Source organism: Cellulomonas sp. McL0606 (genome assembly GCF_058248365.1).
This window is the reverse complement of sequence record NZ_CM177779.1, coordinates 3,467,398-3,486,604: the sequence shown is the minus strand read 5'-3', so window position 1 is coordinate 3,486,604 and position 19,207 is coordinate 3,467,398. Positions and strand designations below refer to the sequence as shown.

Sequence of the window (19,207 nt, the reverse complement as noted above, 5' to 3'; positions counted from 1 at the left end):
ATGAGCGCAACGGGGGACGGCATGAGCGCAGCAGGGATGACATGAGCGCCGAAGAACAGCCCCGCGTACTTCCGTTCGGCGACGACGCCGTGCTCGTCGAGCTCGCCGACCTCACCGCCGTCCGCGCGCTGGACGACGCGATCCGGGCCCTGCGCACCGCGCACACGACAGGCACGACGAGCACGCGACGAGCGCCGAGCGCCGTGGACGCGCCCGGCACGGACCATCGGGCCGTCGTCGCGACCATCGTCGACCAGGTCCCGGCGGCACGCACGCTCCTGCTGCGGGTGGCGCCGGGTGCGGACCCGGGAGCGCTGGTCCCGGTTGTCGCGGCGGCCTGGGCGGAACGGCGGGGGGAGGCGACCCGGACCGTCGGCGCGTTGGTCACCCTCGACGTCACCTACGACGGCGCGGACCTGGCCGGCGTCTCCGGGCTGACGGGGCTCACGACGTCGGAGGTCGTCGCCCGGCACACCGCGGTGCTGTACACGGTCGCGTTCGGCGGCTTCATGCCCGGCTTCGCCTACCTGACCGGCCTGGACCCGGCGCTGCGCGTCCCACGACTGGCTTCACCCCGGCAGAAGGTCCCGGCGGGTTCGGTGGCGATCGCCGACGGGTTCAGCGCGATCTACCCGGCGGCCAGCCCGGGTGGCTGGCGGCTGCTCGGGACGTGCGCGGCCCGGCTGTTCGACGTCGACCGCGACCCGCCGGCGTTGCTGCAGCCGGGCACCCGGGTCCGGTTCGTGGCGACGCGATGATCCAGGTACTCGATCCGGGCGTCCTCACGCTGGTCCAGGACCTCGGGCGGCCGGGCTGGGCGCACGTCGGGGTCGGTCGCGCGGGTGCGGCCGACGCCGGGTCGCTGCGCCTGGGCAACCGGCTCGTCGCCAACCACGACGGCGCCGCGAGCCTGGAGGTCCTGCTGGGCGGACTGCGCGTCCGTGTGCTGGACGACAGCACCCTCGCCGTCACCGGTGCTCCGGGTCCCGTGTGGGTGGACGGGACGCCGGTCGCCCACAACGCGGTCCTCGAGCTCGCGGCCGGCGCGGAGCTGCGGGTGGGCACGTCGCCGGTCGGGCTGCGGTCCTACGTCGCGGTGCGGGGTGGGATCGACGTGCCGCCCGTCCTGGGTTCGCGGTCCACGGACCAGCTGACTGGCCTCGGTCCGCCGCCGCTCGCGGCCGGCGACGTGCTCCCGGTCGGGCCGGCGCCGGACCGCTGGCCCGTGGTCGAGCTGGCCCCCGAGCACTCGTGGCCGACGCACGTCGTGCTGCCCGTCCAACCAGGTCCGCAGGCCGACTGGTTCGACGACGGTCTCGCGGTCCTGTGCGCGCACGAGTTCACGGTGACGCCCGAGACGAACCGCGTCGCGCTGCGGCTGTCCGGGACCGCCGTCCCGCGACACGAGCACCGGGAGCTGCCGTCGGCGGGCCTGGTCCCCGGTGCCGTGCAGATACCGCCCGACGGGCAGCCGGTCGTCTTCGGCGTCGACCATCCGGTGACGGGCGGTTACCCGGTCCTCGCGGTCGTGCGCGGCCGCGCGCTCGACCGGCTCGGCCAGGTGCGCCCTGGCGAGCACGTGCGGTTCGTCGTCGGCTGAGTGCGACGTCCGCGGTGGCCCGCCGCATCCGCCGGCAACCGCTGAGCGCGACGTCAGCGGTAGCCCGCCGCATCTGCCGGCAACCCGGCGTCCTGCACCTCGACCAGGTACCGCCAGCAGTCCGGCCGCGATCCGTCGACGTCGGTGAACCCGTACTCCTGGGCCAGCCCGCCCGACGAGAACGAGCCGCCGGTGCGCCGGTGCACGTCCGGGTCGGCCGCCAACGCGACCACTGCCCGCCCGACGAACAGCGGGCTCTCGGAGATCGCGGCGAAGTGCCGGTCGGCGGCGTCCTGCCAGGTCTCCTCCGTCACCCCCATGTGCTCGAGCATGCCCTCCGAGCGCAGCCAGCCGGGGGTGAGCGCGACGGCCGTCCCGCCCACGGGCGCCAGCTCACGGGCCAGGGTGAACGCGAGGCGCAGCGGCACGGTCTTGGCCAGGTCGTAGAACGTCGACACCCGGTACGTCGCGTCGTTGTACTGCCGGGTCCCGTCGGTCATCTCGACTACGAGCCCGCCCGGCGTCTTGGAGAGGAGCGCCAGGGCGAAGTGGTTGGTGATCAGGTGCGTCCGCGTCACGTTGTCGAACATCCGCAGGCCACCGGCCAGGTCGTGCTCCCACACGGGCACGTCCCACTCGATCAGGTGCTCGCCACCCCAGAGGTCGTTGACCAGCACGTCGAGCCGCCCGTGCGCGGCGGCCATCCGGTCGACCAGCGCCGCGACCTCGTCGGGAACCCCGTGGTCCACGCGGACCGCGACTCCCGTCCCGCCGGCGGCAGTCACTCTTGCGGCCGTCTCCTCGATGGTCTCGGGGCGATCGCCCGTGGAGCGACCTCCCGCGCTGCTGCGCCCGGTGCAGTACACCGTCGCGCCCGCCTCGCCCAGGGCGACCGCGATGCCCCGGCCCGCGCCGCGCGTCGCACCCGCGACGAGGGCGACCTTTCCCCTCAGCTCGTCCATCGGGCGACGGTACCCACCGCCTCGGACACCCGGTGGTCGCGAGATCGGCGTCGGACGGGCCCCATCTGTTTGAATGCCTAGCAGAGGAGGATCCGTGGACGTTCGCGTGACCAGCCGGGACGTCGGTTCCTGGACCGTCGTCGAGGTGGCCGGCGAGATCGACGTGTCGAGCGCCGACGCGCTGCGCGACGAGCTTCTCGAGCGTGCTGGAGCGGGAGCGCACCGACCTCGTGATCGACCTGCGGGCGGTGACGTTCATGGACTCGACGGGCCTCGGCCTGCTCGTCGGCACCCTGAAGAAGGTACGGATGCAGGGCGGCACGTTGCAGCTGGTCATCGACAACGAGCGCCTGCTCAAGGTCCTGCGCTTGACCGCCTTGCTGCAGGTGTTCACGGTCCACGACACCCTCGAGGCCGCGCTCGGCGCGTGAGCCGCGGGTGAAACCCGGCGACGTCGGGCGCGCCTACCGCGAGGTCGGGCTCCACGGTCCGGGCCCGCTCGAGTCGCGCCCCGGGTCGAGGTGAGTGACCCACAGGGACGTCGCCTGTCGTTGCGCAGTGGTCACACGATGGACGCGTCGCGGTGCGATCCAGGTCACATCTCATGGCTAGACTCGCCCGGGTCACACAGCAACGGGGCTGTCTGACAGGTCGCGGTCCGGGGGGTCCGCACCGGTGTCGAGGAGGATGCATGGTCGAGCCTCGGTTCCACGAGCCTCACGATCGTCGGGGTCATCGCGGCGATCGCCGTCGTGTCTCTGATCATCGCTGTCGTACTTCGTCGGCAGGTGCTGGCGGCCGGTGAGGGCACCGAGAAGATGCAGGACATCGCCAAGGCGGTCCAGGAGGGGGCGTCGGCGTACCTGAGCCGGCAGTTCCGCACCCTGGCGGTCTTCGCGGTCGTCGTCTGCGGCCTGCTGTTCCTGCTGCCGGGAGACGGCGGCGTCAAGGTCGGCCGGTCGATCTACTTCCTGGTCGGTGCGGTCTTCTCCGCGACGATCGGGTACCTCGGCATGTGGCTGGCCACGCGGGCGAACCTGCGGGTCGCCGCGGCCGCCTCGCAGCCGGGCGGTCGGGCCGAGGGCGCGCGCATCGCGTTCCGCACCGGCGGGTTCGTCGGCATGAGCGTGGTCGGCCTCGGCCTGCTCGGTGCGTCGTCGGTGGTGCTCATCTACAAGGAGCAGGCGCCCGCGGTGCTCGAAGGCTTCGGCTTCGGCGCCGCGCTGCTCGCCATGTTCATGCGCGTCGGCGGCGGCATCTTCACCAAGGCCGCCGACGTCGGTGCCGACCTCGTCGGCAAGGTCGAGCAGGGCATCCCCGAGGACGACCCGCGCAACGCCGCGACCATCGCGGACAACGTGGGCGACAACGTCGGCGACTGCGCGGGCATGGCTGCGGACCTGTTCGAGTCCTACGCCGTGACGCTCGTCGCGGCCCTCATCCTGGGCAAGGTCGCGTTCGGCGAGCAGGGCCTGGTGTTCCCGCTCGTCGTCACCGCGATGGGTGCGATCGTCGCGGTGCTCGGCGTGCTGATCACCCGTGTGCGCGGCTCCGAGTCCGGCCTCGCCGCAATCAACCGGGGGTTCTACATCTCCGCGCTGGTTGGCGTCCTGCTCTCCGCGATCGCCGCCTACGTCTACCTCCCGGACACGTTCGCCGGCTTCGACGGCGGGTCCCTGGCCGACCACTCCGGCGACCCGCGCCTGGTCGCCTCGGTCGCGGTCGCGATCGGCGTGGTCCTGGCGGGCATCATCTTGTGGGTCACCGGCTACTTCACGGGCACGACGAGCAAGCCGACGCTGCACGTCGCGCGCACCACGCTCACCGGTGCGGCCACGGTCGTCCTGTCGGGCATCGGCGTCGGCTTCGAGTCCGCCGTCTACACGGCGGGCATCATCGCGGCGGCGATCTGCGGGGTCTTCCTGCTCGCCGGCGGTTCGGTCACGCTCGCGCTCTTCCTCATCGCCGTCGCCGGCTGCGGCCTGCTCACCACGGTCGGCGTGATCGTCGCCATGGACACGTTCGGCCCCGTCAGCGACAACGCGCAGGGGATCGCCGAGATGTCGGGCGACGTGACGCCGGAGGGCGCGCAGATCCTCACCGACCTGGACGCCGTCGGCAACACGACGAAGGCCGTGACCAAGGGCATCGCGATCGCGACCGCCGTGCTCGCCGCGACGGCCCTGTTCGGCTCCTACCAGGAGGCCGTCCTGACCGCGATCGGCAAGGCGGTCCCCGACTGGAAGCCCGGGGCGGCGGTCCCCGGCAGCGACATCATCCAGGCGATGGTCAACTACCAGATCATCAGCCCCGTGACGCTCGTCGGCGTGATCCTGGGCGGGGCGACGGTGTTCCTGTTCTCCGGCCTCGCGATCGACGCGGTCACCCGCGCCGCGGGCGCCATCGTGTTCGAGGTGCGCCGCCAGTTCCGCGAGAACCCCGGGATCATGACCTACGAGGTCCGCCCCGAGTACGGCCGCGTCGTCGACATCTGCACCCGCGACTCCCTGCGCGAGCTGGCCACCCCGGGCCTGCTCGCTGCGTTCGCGCCCATCGCGGTCGGGTTCGGCCTCGGGGTCGGACCGCTCGCCGGCTTCCTCGGCGGCGCGATCGGCACCGGCGTCCTCATGGCGGTCTTCCTGGCCAACTCGGGCGGTGCCTGGGACAACGCGAAGAAGATCGTCGAGGACGGCAACTTCGGCGGCAAGGGCTCCGACGCCCACGCGGCCGCGGTCATCGGCGACACCGTCGGCGACCCGTTCAAGGACACCGCCGGCCCGGCCATCAACCCGCTGATCAAGGTCATGAACCTGGTCGCGCTGCTGATCGCCCCGGCTGTGGTGTCCGTGACGCTCGGCGACTCCGCCAGCCCGACGTTGCGGATCATCATCGCGGCGGTGGCCGCTCTCATCGCCTTCGGCGCGGTCATCGCGTCCCGGCTGCGGGCGGCTCGCGACGACAAGGGCGACCTGACCCGCGAGGCCGAGAAGCTCCTCGCCGGGTGATGCGGAGGCCCCCGGTCGACCGCACGGGGGCCTCGCTAGGGTGTCGTGGGTGCAGCGCAACGAGCTGGTCCGGCAGGTCGCGACAGCGTTCGCCGCGTGCTCGCGCGTGATCGGCAACGACGTGGACGAGCGGGTGCGGCCGAGCGGGCTGACCGGACCGCTCGCCGAGTTCCTGTGGAACCTCGACCCCGAGAGCTCCCCCGCCGGCCATGAAGGATCTGGCCCTGGCGATGCACTGCGACCGGTCGAACGTCACGACGCTGGTGGAGCGGCTCGCTGCGCTCGGGCTGGTGGACCGCGCGGAGGATCCGCTCGATCGCCGGTCGAGGATCGTCACGCTCACGCCGCAGGGCCGGGCCACCCGCGCGCGCACCGCCGACACGCTGGCCGAGGACTCGGCGTTCGCCACGCTCTCCGACCGCGACCTGGTCGAGCTCGGGCGCCTGCTCGCGGCTCTCGGCGCATGAGGCTGATGACGTACAACCTCAAGGGGTTGCATCTCTCGGCACGTGCGGCTGCGGCGGTCGTCCGGGCGTCCGAGCCGTACGTGCTCGCCGTCCAGGAGCCGCCCCGCGGCCCGTTCGGGCGGTGCCGGATGCGGCGGTTCGGTGCGTCCGTCGGGCTCGTGCCCGTGGTCAGCGGCCGGGGCGCGCGCACGACCGCGCTGCTGGTCCGGGACCCGTCGACGGTCCGGGACGCGCGGGCGGTCCGGCTGTCCTGGCGGCCGGGCACCACACGTCGCGGTGTCTCGGTGGCAGTCGTCGACGGGATCACCGTCGTCGTCGTCCACTTCTCGCTGGACCGCGCCGAACGCGCCGCGCACCTGACCCGGCTGCTCGCCGAGGTCGTCCCGACGACCCGGACCGTGGTGCTCGGCGACATCAACGAGCGGCCCGACGGACCGGCGTGGGCGCGGCTCGCGGCGCACCTCGGGGCAGCGGCCGTGCCGACCGGTCCGACGTTCCCGTCGACCCGACCCGTGCAACGCATCGACGCCGTGCTCCCCACGCCGGACCTGACGGTCGCGGGCGCGTTCGTACCGGACGGCCCGGAGGTCGAGGCCGGCAGCGACCACCGGCCGATCGTCGCCGACCTGCACTGACACACTGAGGCACGTGGAACACGACCTCGTCCTGATCGACCGGCTCCGCGACGACCTGAGGGTCGCCGGCTACGGCGTCGCCGGTGTCGAGGAGGCGCTCGGGTCGATCGCCTCGGACGCCCTGCACCGGGAGGAGCCGGTCCCCGCGCTGCGTGCCACCGCAGGTTCCGGCGACGCCGTCGCGACGCTGGTGCGAGCGTTCCTGCTCGGTGCCGTGGTTCCGGCGTCGGCAGTGGTCGCGGCCCTGCCGACTCTCGGCATCGACGGTGCCGTCGCGCTCGGGCTCGTCGAGACGGGCGGTGACCAGGTGCGCGCCCTCGTCGACCTGCGCCCGTACTCGGCGGTCGACGGCGGGGGCGAGGTCGACTGGTGGATCGCGTCCGACCTGGGCGAGCTGGCCACCGGGCGCCCGCTGCGCACCGACCACGTGCTCGGCGTCGGCGGCGCCTCGACCACGCTCGCGCAGGTCACGGTCCGCGACCCTCGGGCGCTGGTGCTCGACATCGGCACGGGCTGCGGCATCCAGGCGCTCCACGCGTCGCGCCACTCCCGGCGGGTCATCGGCACCGACATCTCGCTGCGGGCGCTGGAGTTCGCGCGGTTCAACGCGCTGCTCGCGGGCGTCGTCCTGGAGCTTCGCGACGGCTCGATGCTGGAGCCGGTGGCCGACGAGCGCTTCGACCTCGTCGTCAGCAACCCGCCGTTCGTCATCACCCCGCGGACGCCCGGCATGCCCGCGTACGAGTACCGCGACGGCGGGCGTGCCGGGGACGCGATCGTGCAGGTGCTCGTCGAGGGCGTCGGGGCGGTGCTGGCGCCGGGCGGGGTCGCGCAGCTGCTGGGCAACTGGGAGGTCCGCCGCGGCGAGCAGTGGCACGAGCGCGTGGGCGGCTGGCTCGACGCGTCCGGGCTGGACGGCTGGGTGGTCCAGCGCGAGCTGCAGGACCCCGCGCAGTACGCCGAGACGTGGATCCGCGACGGCGGCACGACGCCGGACCGCGACCGCGCGGCCTGGGCGTCCCGCTACGGCTCGTGGCTCGACGACTTCGCCTCCCGGGACGTCGAGGCGATCGGCTTCGGCGTGCTGACCCTGCGCCGACCGTTGTCGGGCGCCCCGTCGCTGCGACGGCTGGAGGAGGTCACCGGCACGGTCCGGCAGCCGCTCGGACCGGCCATCGCCGCGTCGCTCGAGGCGCACGACTGGCTTGAGTTCCACGACGACGACGGTCTTCTGGCGTCGCACCTGGTGGTCGCGCCGGACGTGACCGAGGAGCGCTACCTGACGCCGGGCGAGAGCGACCCGCAGGTCGTCCTGCTGCGCCAGGGCGGCGGATTCGGCCGGGCGGTGCAGGCCGGTACCGCGCTCGCGGGGTTCGTCGGCGCCTGCGACGGCGACCTCTCCGTGGGCCAGATCGTGAACGCCCTCGGTGCGTTGCTCGACGTGGGCGCCGACGCGGTCGCCGCCGACATCCTGCCCTCGACCCGCGGTCTGGTCCGCGACGGCCTCCTTCTCCCGTCGGCGGGGCCTGGAACTACTCACAGGTCAACCACAGGTCGGTGACACCGACCGTCCAGGGCACGTCCCTACGTTCAGCCCAGGTTGATTGGCCTGGTCACAGACGTGAGGACGAAGAATGCAGCGCGCATGGCAGCGGACGAGTCCGCTCACCCGGACTCTCGGGGCGGTGGTCGTCGTGGCGATCGCGGCGGCGGCGATCTGGTGGTTCGGCATCCGGGACGCCTCCGCCGCGACCGCCGCACCGATCACCCGGACGGTCGCCGCGAGCCTGACGACGATGGAGAAGTCCGTCTCGGGCAGCGGCACGCTGACGCCGACCGTGCAGCAGGACGTGAACTTCGCGGTCAGCGGGACGGTCACGGGCGTGCCGGTCGCCGTGGGGCAGACGGTGACCGCCGGGCAGACGCTCGCGACCGTCGACACCCTGGCGCTCCAGGCGGACCTCCTGCAGGCGAAGTCGACGCTCGCGAGCGCCCAGGCCAAGCTGTCCGACGCGACGGCGGTCACGCCGGCGTCGGCCGCACGGACCGCGCAGATCGCGGCGGCGCAGGCGCAGGTCGACGTCGCGCAGTCGGGTGTCGACACCGCGCAGACGGCCATGAACGGGGCGACGCTGGTCGCGCCGGTCGCCGGCCTGGTCACCGCGGTCAACCTCGAGGTGGGGGACGCGGTCAGCGGTTCGTCGTCGTCGCAGGGGCAGAACCCGAGCAGCAGCAGCAGTAGCAACAGCAGCAGCAGCAACAGCAGCAGCAGCAGCAGCACGGCGCAGTTCACGATCGTCGACACCACCAACTGGAAGGTCGACGTCACGGTCTCCGACGCGGACGTCTCGCTCATCGCGGTCGGGGACCAGGCGGACGTCACGCTCGACGGCGCGACGACGCCGATCTTCGGCACGATCAGCGCGATCGGCCTGCTGTCCACCAGCGACTCCGGCGTCGCGGCCTACCCGGTGACGGTCGCGGTCACGGGTGACCAGGCCGGCCTGCACGACGGCGTCACGGCGACCGTGAAGCTCATCTACGAGCGCCGGGCGAACGTGCTCACCGTGCCGAGCCTCGCGGTCACCACGGCCGACGGGAAGTCGACCGTGAAGGAGGAGGACGCCGAGGGCAAGATCACCACCGTCGACGTGACGGTCGGGGAGACCTCCGGCAACCTCACGGAGATCACCAAGGGCGTCGCCGAGGGCGACAACGTGGTGCTGGTGGTCTTCACGCCGGGCGCCGGAAGCGGCACCGGCACCAACCGCGGCAACCGCACCGGCGAGTTCCCCGGCGGCGGGCAGTTCTTCTACGGCGGTACCGGCGGTACCGGCGGCACGGGCGGGACCGGCGGGACCGGCGGCGCCCAGTTCAGCAGGCAGGGCGGCGGTTCGACGAATGGCTGAGCTGACCCTCCCCTTCTTTCCCGACGAGGCCGCGACCGATGCGGGCGCGCCCGTCATCGACCTGGTCGGCGTCGGCAAGACGTACACCTCCGGCAGCATCGAGTTCGAGGCGCTCAAGGGCGTCGACCTGCGGATCGACCAGGGCGAGTACGTGGCCGTCATGGGTCCGTCGGGGTCGGGCAAGTCGACGCTGATGAACATCCTCGGCTGCCTCGACACCCTGACCCGCGGCTCGTATCACCTGGCTGGCGAGGACGTGGGCGAGCTGGACGAGATCGACCTGGCCGACATCCGCAACCGGCGCATCGGGTTCGTGTTCCAGCAGTTCAACCTGCTGCCGTCCCTGTCGGCGCTGCGCAACGTGGAGCTGCCGCTGATGTACGGCCGGGTGCACGGCTCGGAGCGCAAGGTGCGGGCGACCGCGGCCCTCGAGCGCGTGGGTCTGGGCGACCGCCTGGCCAACCGGCCCGGTGGGCTGTCCGGCGGCCAGCAGCAGCGGGTCGCGGTGGCCCGCGCCCTCGTCGGCGAGCCCGCCCTGCTCCTTGCCGACGAGCCGACGGGCAACCTCGACTCGTCGTCGACGCACGAGATCCTCGGGCTCTTCGACGAGCTGCACGCGCAGGGCCGCACGATCGTGCTCATCACGCACGAGCTCGAGGTTGCCGAGCGCGCCGAGCGGGTGGTGCGCGTGATGGACGGTCAGATCACGACGGCCGGCACGTCGGACGGCGGTGCCCGATGACCTGGACGGAGACCCTCCGCACGGGTTGGGCGGCCGTGCACACGCACGCGCTGCGCTCCATCCTCACGGTGCTCGGCATCCTCATCGGGATCGCGGCCGTGATCCTGACCGTCGGGCTCGGGCTCGGCACGCAGAAGGACGTCAGCGCGCAGATCAGCCAGCTCGGCAGCAACCTGCTGATCGTCAAGCCGGGCAGCAGCACCACGACCGCCGGCATCCGCGGCGGCTTCGGATCGCGGACCACGCTGACCACGGCCGACGCCGAGGCGCTGGCCTCGTCCGTGAACGCCCCGGACATCGGCAAGGTCACGGCCGAGAAGACGTCGTCCGCCTCGCTCGTCGCCGGCACCACCAACTGGACCACCCAGGTCACGGGCACCACGGACGACTGGCTCGCCGTGCGCGGCCGGACGGTCGCGTCGGGCGCGTTCTTCACCGCCGCCGACGAGGCGAACCGCGCGAAGGTCGTCGTGCTCGGCCCGGAGACGGCCACCGAGCTGTTCGGCACCACGCGGGTGGTGGGCCAGACCGTCACCGTGGACGACACGGACCTGCAGGTGGTCGGCGTGCTGGCGGCCCAGGGCGCGTCGGGGGACAGCGACCTCGACGACGTCGCCATCATTCCGATGTCGACAGCGGCGGACTCCCTGACGGGCGGTCTGAGCCGGAACGCGGTGTCGACGATCTACATCCAGGCCGCGTCGACCGACCAGCTGAACGCCGCCTACCAGGAGGCCGACACGCTCCTGCTGAACCTGCACGGCATCACGAGCTCCGAGAGCGCCGACTTCACCATCAACAGCCAGGACGCGCTGGTGTCGACGGCGACGGCGGTCTACAAGACGCTGACGGTCCTGCTCACCGGCATCGCTGCCCTGTCCCTGCTGGTGGGCGGCATCGGCGTCATGAACATCATGCTGGTGTCGGTCACCGAGCGGACGCGTGAGATCGGTCTGCGCAAGGCGCTGGGCGCCCCGCCATGGGCCATCCGCCGCCAGTTCCTGGTCGAGGCCACCGTGCTCGGCCTGTCCGGAGGGCTGCTCGGTGCGGCGCTCGGCATCATCGCCGCCCAGATCCTGCCCGGCCTGCTCGACACGTCCGTGGTCGTGTCCGGCGCCGCGGTCGTCGGTGCCGTCGTGATCGCGATGGGCATCGGCCTGGTCTTCGGCGTCTACCCCGCCACGCGCGCCGCGCGACTGGCCCCCATCGACGCGCTGCGCGCGGAGTAACCCATGAACACCCCGAGGAGCATCACCATGTCCACCCGAACCCGTATCGCCCTGGTGGCCCCCGCCCTCGCCGCGGTCACCGTCCTGCTGCTCAGCGCCTGCTCCGGCGGCGGGTCGGCGTCGGCCGCGGCCTCCCCGGCCGCGACGAACGGCGGTGCGCAGCGCGCGCAGGGCCAAGGCCAGGGCCAGGGCCAGAACGCCGACCGCGGCGGCACGTCCGGCCAGATCGCCTCCGTGACCGGCACCGTCATGCAGCTGCGTGGCACCGACTCCCAGACTGCCGTCACGTGGACCGACACCACCACCTTCACCGCGCAGGTGGCCGGGACGCTGGCGGACGTCACCGTCGGCTCCTGCGTCCTCGCGGTCGCCGCGCCCAGCACCGACTCCTCCGGTTCCGCGAGCGCCACGCCGGACACCACGTCGCCGATCGCGGCGACGACCGTCCGGATCACGCCCGCGGCGGCCGACGGCACCTGCGCCGCCGGGTTCGGCGGCGGTGCCGGCGGGTTCCGCGGCGGTCAGCGGCCCAACGGCGCCCCGACCGACGCGCCCAACGGCACACGCCCGTCGGGCGCACCGACCGGTGCCGCCGGCAGCGGCCAGCTCCGCATGTTCGGCGGTGTGGCCAGCGGCAAGGTCAGCGCGATCGACGGCTCCACGCTGACCGTCGCGGCGGTGGGCGCGGACAACGCGACCTCGAACCGCACGGTGACCGTCTCGTCCGCCACGACGTACACCAGCACCAAGACGGCCGACGCGACCGCCGTGGTCGTCGGGCAGTGCGCCACCGCGCGGGGTCAGGCCGACTCCAGCGGCAAGGTGACCGCGACGACCGTGACGATCTCCGCGCCCACCGACGGCTCGTGCACGACCGGCTTCGGCGGCGGCTTCTTCGGTGGCGGTCAGGGTGGTCCGGCGACCGGCGGCCAGCAGGGCGGCGGCACCAATGCGTAGTCGGTCCGCTCGGAACACGGAGGGGTCGGCCGACCCGGTCCGCCCGTCCCTCGCAGCTCGCCGGCGCGCACGGCGCCGGCGCATCATCGTGCTCGGTACGGCCGGCGCGGTCGTGCTGGTCGCGGCCGGTGGCGGGGTGGCGCTCGCGGTGACCGGCGACAGCGGGTCCCGCTACCGCACGGTCGCCGCGGAGAACGCCAGCGTCGAGCAGATCGTCGACTCGGTCGGCACCATCTCGTCGGCGACCCGGCGCGACGCGTCCTTCTCGGTCGCGGGCACGGTCGCGACCGTCAACGCCTCCGTCGGCCAGGTGGTCACCGCCGGCGCCACGCTGGCGACGCTCGACACGGTGGCCCTCCAGGACGCGGTCGACAAGGCGCAGGCCGACCTGGCCACCGCGCAGCAGCAGCTGAGCGACGACCTGGCGTCGCAGACGGCGTCGTCGAGCTCCTCGTCCGCGAGCTCGTCGTCCTCGTCCTCTTCCTCGAACGCGACCCCGGCCTCGGCCAGCCCGACCCAGACCCCGACGCCGACGCCGACGGCGTCGACCCCCGCGGGCGGCGGCACGGACCACAGCGGCACAGCCGGCACCGACCCGGCCGTCACCAAGGCGGTCGCGGACGTGCAGCACGCCCAGCAGGCGCTGCTCGACCAGGACAAGGTCGTCGCCGACGCGCTCGCCGCCAGCGGCGCCAGCGTGACGGCGTCGCAGGCGTCGTGCGCGGCGTTCCTGGCCGTCGTCCCGACGGACGTCACGGGTGCCGACGCCGGCTCGACCGACCCCGCCACCCCGACGCCCACCCCGACCGACCCCGCGACCGACCCGGCGACACCCGCCGACCCGGCGACGCCGACCACCCCCGACACCAGCGCGGTCACCAAAGCGCTCGCCGACTGCCAGGCGGCCCTGTCCGGCGCGATGGACGCCCAGACGGCCACCGACACGCAGCAGCAGACGCTCATGACGCTGGCCACGGCCCTGGACGACTCGGTCACCGCGCTGCAGAAGGCGATCACGCAGGCCGCCGCGCGCACGTCGAACGGGTCGTCGAACGGGTCGTCGAGCGGCGCAGCCACCGGCGGATCCACCGGCTCGCAGCCGTCGTCGGGCTCGTCGAACGCGACCCCGACCCAGTCCACCCAGACCCAGTCGACCCAGACCCCGTCCACCAAGAGCAGCAGCACGCCGACCAGCGGCGGCGGCGGCAGCACGACGCAGGCCGCCTCCGCCGCGACGATCCTGGCCGACCAGGCCGCGATCGACCTGGCCGAGGCGGACGTCGCGCTCGCGCAGAGCAAGCTGCCGTTCGCGACGCTCACCAGCCCGATCGCGGGCACGGTCGCGGCGGTCTCGCTGACGGCGGGCCAGTCCGTGACGGCGTCGTCGAGCACCGCGGTGATCACGATCATCGGCACCAACGGCTACGTGGTCACCACGACAGTCCCGCTGAACAAGATCGACATCGTGAAGCTGGGCCAGTCGGCCTCGCTCACGACGCCGAGCACGGACACCAAGCTGACCGGGAAGGTCTCCAGCATCGGGGTCCTGGACGAGTCGAGCACGAGCGAGCCTTCCTACACGGTGGTCCTCGCGCTCGACCCGACGACCGTGCAGCTTTACGACGGCGCCTCGGCGACGGTCCGCCTCTCGGTCGCCGGGGCCGACCAGGTGCTCACCGTCCCGACGTCCGCGGTGCACGTGAACGGCACGACCACGACGGTCCAGGTGCTCAAGAACGGCACGCCGACGGACGTCACGGTGACGGTCGGCGCGGTGGGTGCGGAACGGACGGAGATCACCAAGGGCATCTCGCTGGGACAGCAGGTGGTGCTGGCCAACCTCGACCAGGCCATCAGCACGGGCACGTCATCGACGAACAGCGGCCTGTCGGGCCTAGGTGGGAACAGCACCCAGGGCGGTCCGGGCTCGTTCCAGGGCGGCTTCCAGGGCGGCCCGCCCGCCGGCTTCGCTCCTGGCGGCGGCAACGGCTGAGGGCCACCATGGTCCGATGGCCACCATTGAGCCCGACCTCGTCGTGCCGGACGCCCCCGCAGCCGCACTGTTCTACGCGGAGGCGTTCGGTGCGACGGAGCAGCACCGCGTGCCCGACGGCGGCGTCATCCAGCTGGAGGTGCAGGGCGCTGCGTTCTGGCTGTCCGGCGAGGGGCCGGACCGGCGGGCGCCGGCAGGTGTGGGCTCCCGGTCGGCGTGGCTGATCCTGGTCGTCGAGGACCCCGACGCCCTGTGGAGCCGGGCGGTCGCCGCGGGCGCGACGCCCGAGAACGAGATGACCGACGACTACGGCTGGCGCGTCGGGAGCATCATCGACCCGTGGGGGCAGCGCTGGGAGATCGGCAGGCGGCTCGAGGACTGAGTCCCGCTGGGTAGGCTCTCCGCGTCGCGAGCGCGGCACGGACGGAGGACGACGATGACCGAGCCGGTCAACCAACAGGGCACACCGCAGGTTGCTGTGCTGGGCGGCGGCGTGATGGGGGAGACCCTGCTCAGCGCCCTGCTGACCGCCGGCTGGAGCACCGGCCAGGTCGAGGTCACCGAGCGCGCCGTCGAGCGGGCCGGTGAGCTGGCCAAGACCTACGGCGTGCGCACCGGAGCCTCCAACGCGCAGGCCGCCGGCCGGGCGGACGTCGTGCTCCTGGCCGTCAAGCCGAACGTCGTCGGGTCGGTGCTCGACGAGATCCGGCCGGTGCTGCGCGGCGGCGCGCTCGTGGTCAGCGTCGCGGCGGGTCTGCCGATCGCCAGCTACGAGAAGCGGCTCGCGACCGGCACGCCCGTGGTCCGCGTCATGCCGAACACGCCGGCGGTGGTCGGCAAGGGCGCCAGCGCCATCGCCGCCGGCACCCACGCGAGCACCGGGCACCTGGTCCTCGTCGAGAAGATGCTCGCCGTCACCGGGCTCGTCCTGCGGGTGGAGGAGAAGGACCTGGACGCGGTCACCGCGATCTCGGGGTCCGGGCCCGCGTACGCCTTCTACTTGATCGACGCGATGGCCGAGGCGGGCGTGCTGCTCGGTCTGAGCCGGGACGTCGCGACGAGGCTCGCCGTGGCCACCGTCGAGGGTTCCGCGGCCCTCGCCGCGCAGTCGGGCGACCATCCGGCGGTGCTGCGCGAGCGCGTGTCGTCCCCGGGCGGCACCACCGTGGCAGCCGTCCAGGTGCTCGACGCGCACGGCGTGCGCGCGGGGATCGTCGCGGCCGCCGAGGCGGCCCGGAACCGGTCGCGCGAGCTGGGCACGCAGTACTCGTCGTGAGCCGCGACTAGGTCGTCGACGGTCGGGCCACCCGCAACGCCCAGGCGACGAGCGGCGCCTGCAGCGGGAGCCGCGCCCAGGCGACCACGGGCCGACCCGTCCAGGAGCGGGCATCCGGGCGGCTGCGGACGGCCATCGTCACGTTGCCGGGGAACACCCCGACCAGCAGCGCCGCCGAGGCCGCACCACCCAGCCGGCGCGTCCGTGGGACGACGAGCGCCGCCGCGCAGGCCAGCTCGGCCAGCCCGCTGCCGAGCACCCACGGGTCCGGGTCGCCCAGCGCGCGAGGGATCAGGGGCCGGAACACCCCCGGCCGGCGCAGGTGGATCGTGCCCGAGGTGCCGAGCAGCGCGGCGAGCGCCAGCGCGGGCCCGTGGCGGCGGAGCGCGTCGGAGAGCACGCGCCACGGTAGGCCGGGGCGTGCCGGGGTGCATGTCGGAGGCCGCCGCTAGCGTCGCTCGTATGGACTACGCCTCCGTGATCGCGTCCGAGTCCGCCCGCGCCGCCGACGCGCTCGCTGCCGCCCCGCTCGGCGCACGCGTCCCGTCGTGCCCGGACTGGGACGCGGCGGACCTGGCCTACCACCTGGGGGAGGTCCAGGACTTCTGGGGAAACCTCGTCGCGCAGGCGCCCACGGGTCCCGACGACCTGGAGGAGACCGTGCGGCGGCCCGACGGCGAGCTGGTGCGGCTTCCTGCGCACGCGCACAGCCGCCCTGCTGGACGCCCTGGCGGCACACGATCCGGGTGACCCGTGCTGGTCGTGGTCGTCGACGGGCGGCACCGTCGGCTGGGTTCACCGCCGGCAGGCGCACGAGGCGCTCGTGCACCGGGTCGACGCCGAGCAGGTGGCGGGCCTGCCCGTCACCGAGCCGGGGACGGCGCTGGCCTCGGACGGTGTCGACGAGCTGCTCGGCGTGATGCTCAGCGGGCTCCCGCCCTGGGCCGTGTTCACGCCCGACGGCACCCGCGTCCGCGTGCGGGCTACCGACGCCGGTCGCGAGTGGGTGGTCGCGTTCGGGCGCTTCTCCGGCACGTCCCCGACGAGCGGCACGTCCTACGACGACCCCTGCGCGGAGCTCGTCGGCGGTGCACCGTGGGAGGGCGACGACGACGCGGACGTGGCCGCGACCGTGAGCGGGACCGCGTGGGACCTCGAGCTGTGGCTGTGGGGTCGGTCGGCGGGCGACGCGCTCGACCGAGCGGGTGACGACGCAGTCCCCGACCGGCTCCGTGCCGCGATCGTCGAATCGACGCAGTAGCCCGTCCTACGGGCGGGCCGCGAAGCGCTCCAGCAGGTCGGCATGGCCCGAGACGATGATCAGGTCGTTGGACGAGAGCCGCGTCTCCGGCGTCGCGTACACGAAGTCGAGGCCGGGGCTCTTCACGCCCACGACCGTCACGCCGTACCGCTGCCGCACCTTCGACTGCGCGAGCGTGAACCCCTGCGTCTCCTTGGGCGGGCGCATCTTCACGATCGTGAAGCCGTCCTCCACCTCGATGTAGTCGAGCAGCTTCCCCGAGACGAGGTGGGCCACGCGCGCGCCGGCGTCCGCCTCGGGCAGGACCACGTGGTGCGCGCCGATGCGCTGCAGGATCCGGGCGTGCTCGTTGCTGACCGCCTTGGCCCAGATCTGCGGCACGCCGATGTCGACCAGGTTGCCGGTGATGAGCACGGACGCCTCGAGGTAGGAGCCGACGCCGACGACCGCCACCGGGAACTCCCGGGCGCCGAGCTGCTCGAGCGCGTCCGGGTTGGCGGCGTCCGCCTCGACGAGCGCGATGCGCCCCGACCACTGCGCCACCAGCTCCGGGCTTCGCTCGACGGCGAGCACGTCCTGGCCGAGCCGGTCGAGGGTCGAGGCGATGGCGGACCCGAACCGGCCGAGCCCGATCACGAGCACGCCCGAGTCCTTCTTGGGCGAGCGCGGTGCGTTCTGGGACCCCTTGGCGAGGTCACCGAATCTGTCAGCCAATGATCGGCCTCTCTTCCGGTAGCCGGATCACCCGACGACGGTTGCGCAGCGCGAGCGCCGCCGCAAGCGTCATCGTGCCAGTCCGGCCGATGAACATGAGCACGACGAGCACGTACTTGGCCTCCTCGGGGAGCGCCAGCCCCGTGGACAGGCCACAGGTGGCGAACGCCGAGATGGCGATGAAGAGCACGGAGTCCAACGGCTGGCCGGTGATGGTGAGCAGCAGCAGCGACGCGACGAGCACGAACGTCGCCGACACCATGGTGACCGCGATCGCGACCTGCAGGGCCTCGCGCGGGATGCGCCGGCCGTACGCCTCGACGTCCCGGTCGCCGCGGCCCTCGGCGAGGATGGCCAGCAGCATCACGGCCAGGGTGGTCACCTTGATGCCACCGGCGGTCGACGCCGAGCCGCCACCGACGAACATGAGCGCGTCGGTGACCAGCCAGGTGCTCTCGTGCATGTGGCCGACGTCCACCGTCGAGAAGCCTCCCGAGCGGGGCATGACGCCCGCGAACAGCGAGGCGAGCGTCCGGCCGCTGAGGTCGAGGTCGCCGAACGTCGCGGGGTTGCGCCACTCGAGGACCGCGATGAGGACCGCACCGAGGATCACCAGGCCGACGCTCGTGGTGATCGTCAGCTTCGAGTGCAGGCTCCAGCGGCGCGGCTCGCGCAGGTGCCGGGCGACGTTGAGGATCACCGGGAAGCCGAGCGACCCGATGAACACGCCGACGATGATCGGCAGCAGCACCCACCAGTCCGACGCGAACGGGTCCAGGCCGTACGTCGTCGGCACGAAACCGGCGTTGTTGAACGACGAGACCGCGTAGAACACCGAGTGCCAGGCGGCCTTGCCCGCGCTCTCGTCGTACATCAGGAAGCGCGGGAACAGGAACAGGGCGATGAGCGCCTCGAGGGTGACCGACGCGATGATCACGGTCCGGATCAGGGAGCCGACCTCGCCGAGGCGCGTCTCCTTGGTCTCCGACGACACCAGCAGGCGCTGCGTCAGCCCGATCCGCCGTGAGACCGCCATGCCGAGCAGGGAGGCGAGCGTCATCACGCCGAGGCCGCCCACCTGGATCGCCACGAGGATCACCACGAGCCCGGCGGTCGACCAGTAGGAGCCGGTCGGCACGACCACGAGACCGGTGACCGTGGTCGCCGAGGTGGCGGTGAACAGCGCGTCGGCGAACGGCGCGCGATGCCCGGCGGCCACCGCCCACGGGGTCGAGAGCAGCAGCGTGACGATGGCGATGACCAGGGCGAACACGCCCAGGGCCAGCCGTGCCGGGGAATGCCGGGCGGCGCGGTCGACGTACTCGCGCGCCCGCCAGATCACGCCGGGGCCACCCCGCGCCATCGAACCTCCCGCTCTGTGCCCGGACGGGCTCACTCTGGCATGCGCGGGCGCCCGGGCTCGACCCGACACAGGCGCCTTCCGCCAGGAACGTTCG

At 73.1% G+C, this 19,207-nt stretch carries 19 protein-coding genes and 1 pseudogene; 16 read left to right on the top strand and 4 right to left on the bottom strand.

What is annotated here, in order from left to right; all coding sequences use genetic code 11:
• The first annotated feature begins 41 nt into the window (after positions 1–41).
• Complete coding sequence (locus AC38ZX_RS17705) at positions 42–758, top strand: 5-oxoprolinase subunit B family protein (RefSeq protein ID WP_491295350.1); 717 nt, start codon at positions 42–44, stop codon at positions 756–758.
• Complete coding sequence (locus AC38ZX_RS17700) at positions 755–1,600, top strand: 5-oxoprolinase subunit C family protein (protein ID WP_491295349.1); 846 nt, start codon at positions 755–757, stop codon at positions 1,598–1,600. Before AC38ZX_RS17705 ends, AC38ZX_RS17700 begins: the two co-directional genes overlap by 4 nt.
• A gap of 53 nt (positions 1,601–1,653) precedes the next feature.
• Here the strand turns inward: AC38ZX_RS17700 and AC38ZX_RS17695 are convergent, their stop codons facing one another.
• Entirely contained in the window at positions 1,654–2,562 is a 909-nt protein-coding gene (locus AC38ZX_RS17695; RefSeq protein ID WP_491295348.1) for an SDR family oxidoreductase, read from the bottom strand.
• Positions 2,563–2,765: 203 nt separating this feature from the next.
• Here AC38ZX_RS17695 and AC38ZX_RS17690 point away from each other — a divergent pair, with 203 nt between their 5' ends.
• The 12 genes from AC38ZX_RS17690 (at position 2,766) to proC (ending at position 15,775) form a co-directional block, all read left to right on the top strand.
• The gene (locus AC38ZX_RS17690) at positions 2,766–2,993 is read left to right on the top strand and encodes an STAS domain-containing protein (RefSeq protein ID WP_491295347.1); all 228 of its coding nucleotides are present in this window, start codon (positions 2,766–2,768) and stop codon (positions 2,991–2,993) included.
• Between the two features lie 291 nt (positions 2,994–3,284).
• On the top strand, positions 3,285–5,567 hold the full coding sequence (locus AC38ZX_RS17685) for a sodium-translocating pyrophosphatase (protein ID WP_491297472.1): 2,283 nt from the start codon (positions 3,285–3,287) through the stop codon (positions 5,565–5,567).
• A 209-nt stretch (positions 5,568–5,776) separates the two neighbouring features.
• Complete coding sequence (locus tag AC38ZX_RS17680; RefSeq protein WP_491295346.1) at positions 5,777–6,034, top strand: MarR family winged helix-turn-helix transcriptional regulator; 258 nt, start codon at positions 5,777–5,779, stop codon at positions 6,032–6,034.
• Positions 6,031–6,669: an endonuclease/exonuclease/phosphatase family protein gene (locus AC38ZX_RS17675; RefSeq protein ID WP_491295345.1), complete on the top strand. Its 639-nt coding sequence runs from the start codon at positions 6,031–6,033 to the stop codon at positions 6,667–6,669. Before AC38ZX_RS17680 ends, AC38ZX_RS17675 begins: the two co-directional genes overlap by 4 nt.
• 13 nt (positions 6,670–6,682) lie before the next feature.
• Complete coding sequence (locus tag AC38ZX_RS17670; RefSeq protein ID WP_491295344.1) at positions 6,683–8,230, top strand: DUF7059 domain-containing protein; 1,548 nt, start codon at positions 6,683–6,685, stop codon at positions 8,228–8,230.
• 73 nt (positions 8,231–8,303) lie between these two features.
• Positions 8,304–9,578, top strand: a complete 1,275-nt coding sequence (locus AC38ZX_RS17665; RefSeq protein WP_491295343.1) for an efflux RND transporter periplasmic adaptor subunit — start codon at positions 8,304–8,306, stop codon at positions 9,576–9,578.
• A complete protein-coding gene (locus tag AC38ZX_RS17660; protein WP_491295342.1) occupies positions 9,571–10,320 on the top strand; it encodes an ABC transporter ATP-binding protein in 750 nt (249 codons plus the stop codon). The genes AC38ZX_RS17665 and AC38ZX_RS17660 overlap by 8 nt, the downstream gene beginning before the upstream one ends.
• Complete coding sequence (locus AC38ZX_RS17655) at positions 10,317–11,549, top strand: ABC transporter permease (protein WP_491295341.1); 1,233 nt, start codon at positions 10,317–10,319, stop codon at positions 11,547–11,549. Before AC38ZX_RS17660 ends, AC38ZX_RS17655 begins: the two co-directional genes overlap by 4 nt.
• A 3-nt stretch (positions 11,550–11,552) precedes the next feature.
• Positions 11,553–12,506, top strand: a complete 954-nt coding sequence (locus AC38ZX_RS17650) for a hypothetical protein (RefSeq protein ID WP_491295340.1) — start codon at positions 11,553–11,555, stop codon at positions 12,504–12,506.
• Between the two features lie 88 nt (positions 12,507–12,594).
• The gene (locus AC38ZX_RS17645) at positions 12,595–14,499 is read left to right on the top strand and encodes a hypothetical protein (protein WP_491295339.1); all 1,905 of its coding nucleotides are present in this window, start codon (positions 12,595–12,597) and stop codon (positions 14,497–14,499) included.
• A gap of 16 nt (positions 14,500–14,515) precedes the next feature.
• Positions 14,516–14,881 carry a VOC family protein gene (locus tag AC38ZX_RS17640; protein ID WP_491295338.1) on the top strand — a complete coding sequence of 122 codons (366 nt, stop codon included), beginning with the start codon at positions 14,516–14,518 and terminating at the stop codon, positions 14,879–14,881.
• A gap of 54 nt (positions 14,882–14,935) precedes the next feature.
• Positions 14,936–15,775, top strand: a complete 840-nt coding sequence (gene proC / locus AC38ZX_RS17635; RefSeq protein ID WP_491295337.1) for a pyrroline-5-carboxylate reductase — start codon at positions 14,936–14,938, stop codon at positions 15,773–15,775.
• A 7-nt stretch (positions 15,776–15,782) separates the two neighbouring features.
• Here proC and AC38ZX_RS17630 read toward each other — a convergent pair whose 3' ends face one another.
• Positions 15,783–16,175, bottom strand: a complete 393-nt coding sequence (locus AC38ZX_RS17630) for a DoxX family protein (protein ID WP_426593114.1) — start codon at positions 16,173–16,175, stop codon at positions 15,783–15,785.
• A 32-nt stretch (positions 16,176–16,207) separates the two neighbouring features.
• Here AC38ZX_RS17630 and AC38ZX_RS17625 point away from each other — a divergent pair.
• Together AC38ZX_RS17625 and AC38ZX_RS17620 are read left to right on the top strand one after the other, a co-directional pair.
• Positions 16,208–16,556 (top strand): annotated as a pseudogene (locus AC38ZX_RS17625) (maleylpyruvate isomerase N-terminal domain-containing protein); the annotation flags it as partial.
• A gap of 42 nt (positions 16,557–16,598) precedes the next feature.
• On the top strand, positions 16,599–17,036 hold the full coding sequence (locus tag AC38ZX_RS17620) for a hypothetical protein (protein WP_491297471.1): 438 nt from the start codon (positions 16,599–16,601) through the stop codon (positions 17,034–17,036).
• 6 nt (positions 17,037–17,042) lie between these two features.
• On the opposite strand, the gene AC38ZX_RS17615 is transcribed toward AC38ZX_RS17620, so the two are convergent.
• Together AC38ZX_RS17615 and AC38ZX_RS17610 are read right to left on the bottom strand one after the other, a co-directional pair.
• Positions 17,043–17,750, bottom strand: a complete 708-nt coding sequence (locus AC38ZX_RS17615; RefSeq protein WP_426593112.1) for a potassium channel family protein — start codon at positions 17,748–17,750, stop codon at positions 17,043–17,045.
• Entirely contained in the window at positions 17,743–19,113 is a 1,371-nt protein-coding gene (locus AC38ZX_RS17610; protein WP_491295336.1) for a TrkH family potassium uptake protein, read from the bottom strand. Before AC38ZX_RS17610 ends, AC38ZX_RS17615 begins: the two co-directional genes overlap by 8 nt.
• Positions 19,114–19,207 lie beyond the last annotated feature (94 nt).